2 protein-coding genes are annotated in these 2130 nt (G+C 73.5%); one reads left to right on the top strand and one right to left on the bottom strand.

The genetic code is table 11. The annotated features are described in order from the left end of the window. On the top strand, positions 1 to 1125 hold a 1125-nt coding region (locus tag H5J30_RS29125), incomplete at its 5' end, for a WD40 repeat domain-containing protein (protein ID WP_181790262.1). A 15-nt stretch (positions 1126 to 1140) separates the two neighbouring features. On the opposite strand, the gene H5J30_RS29120 is transcribed toward H5J30_RS29125, so the two are convergent. Then, the coding region (locus H5J30_RS29120) for an alkaline phosphatase PhoX (protein WP_181790261.1) at positions 1141 to 2130 on the bottom strand (990 nt) is incomplete at its 5' end.

Raw genomic sequence — 2130 nt, 5'->3', positions numbered from 1 at the left:
GACCCCGGCGCCCGCAGTGGCCCCGCGTCCCTGGCCCTGCTGTTCGGCGGGGTCGGCGCCGTCATCCTCGTCATCGTCCTGGTCGCCGTCTTCCTGCCCTCGTCCGGCTCCGACCGGCAGCAGCAGCAGCCGCAGGCGCCGTACAAGACGTACGAGCCCACCGGCAGCCTCGCCTTCCCCGCCCGCGCCCCCGGCCCCGACGGCATCGACTTCAGCCCCGACGGCAGGACGCTCGTCACCGGCGGCGACGACGGCAGGATCCGGTTCTGGGACGTCGCCGGCCGCAAGCAGAGCAACGCGGTCACCCAGAAGAACACCGTCAGCAACTACGTGCCCGGGGTGGTCGGCGTCGAGTTCAGCCCCGACGGCAAGCTGCTCGCCACCGGCACCGCCACCGGCGGGACCGGCCTGTACGACGTGGCCGGGCGGCGGTGGCTCAACTACCTGCACATGGGCGGCGAGAGCGTGGCGTTCTCCCCGGACGGTAAGCTGCTCGCCATCGGCAGCAGGACGGGCGCGGTGTTCCTGTTCGACCCCGCCGAGCGCGGCGACGACATCGCCGCGTACTTCGACCACGAGCACGACGTCACGGCCATCGCGTTCAGCCCGGACGGCAGGACGCTGGCCTCCGTGGGCGACGACTCCGAGAGCAACTCCGGCCGGAACGACACGACCCAGCTCTGGGACGTCGCCGGCCGCGACCCCCAGCCGTACGGCCAGGGCGACCCGGCCAGGGTCCTCGACCAGCCCTGGAACGCGACGGCCGTGGCCTTCGGCCCGGACAGCAGGACCCTCGCCGTCGGCTACCCCGACGGCGAGGTGCAGCTGTGGGACGCGGCCAAGGGGCGGAAGAAGGCGACCCTGCGCGACGAGTACCTCCCCGCCGTCGCCGACCTGGAGTTCAGCCCCGACGGGAAGACGCTCGCCACCACCTCGGAGAGCGGCGGCGGCGTGCTGCTGTGGAACGTGGCCCGCGGCAAGCCGAGCGCGCGGCTGGTGAGCGGCGAGGAGGACGGGAAGGGGAAGGGCCTGATCGAGGAGGTGACGTTCAGCCCGGACGGGAAGCTGATCGCGGGCGCCGACCGCAAGGACCGCGCCGTACGGCTGTGGCAGAACCCCCGCTGACGGGGGTGCGCGCGCTCACGTGCGGAACGGGCCCGCTATTTCGTACGTGATGCCGCCCGAGGAACTGCCCGACGTACCGCGCTGGCTGGAGAAGTACAGCCGCGTGCCGTCCGGGGTGAAGGCCGGGCCGGTGATCTCCGAGCCGCCCTGCCCTTCGACGCGCAGGAACGGGGCGACGACGTCGTCCGGGGTGATGAGGCAGATCTCCATGTCGCCGCCGTCCTCGGCGACGTAGAGGTCGCCGGAGCGGCTGCCGGTGACGTTGTCGACGCCGGTGAGCGGGGCGGTGCCGGAGACGAGGGAGTCGTCGTACGCCAGCTCCAGGGTCTGCGCCGCCGCGTCGTACCGCCAGACGCGGCCGTCGCCCTTCGTCGTGAACCAGCAGATACCGCCGTCGTAGTGGCAGCCCTCGCCGCCGTCGAACCGCTTGGCGCCCGCCACCTGGTTCCGCGTCGCCGCCGCCGCGCCGCTCGGGTCCGGCACCGGCGCCCACGTCACCGGGCCCGAGGTGCCCGGTCCCATCCGCAGCACCTCCAGGACACCGGCGGAGAGCGAGCCCCACGCGGTGGGCCGGAAGCGGTAGAAGCAGCCGTCGGAGACGTCCTCGGTGAGGTAGACGACCTGCCGCTCCGGGTCGGCTGCCGCCGCCTCGTGCTTGAAGCGGCCCATCGCGTCGCGCCGTACGGCGGCCTTCGCGCCCCACGGGTCGGTCTCGTAGACGTAGCCGCGGTCGACCTCCTCGCAGGACAGCCAGGTGTCCCACGGCGTCCTGCCGCCCGCGCAGTTCTGCCGCGTCCCGGACAGGATGCGGTACGCGCCCGCCACCTCGCCGGCGGCGGTGAAGCGGATCGAGCCGGCGCCGCCGGAGGGGGTGACCTCGGAGTTGGAGACGTAGATCCAGCCGTCGCCGTCCGCGAAGCAGGCGCCGCCGTCCGGCGCGGGGTGCCAGGTGTACGACGTACCGGCCACCGGCTGTCCGGAGCGCGCCACGACCCGGCTGGTGAA

The sequence above is a fragment of the Streptomyces phytophilus genome, from assembly GCF_013870535.1.
GTDB lineage: Bacteria > Actinomycetota > Actinomycetes > Streptomycetales > Streptomycetaceae > Streptomyces > Streptomyces phytophilus.
Note: the sequence above shows the minus strand (reverse complement) of the source record. Positions and strands in the feature narration are given on the sequence as shown.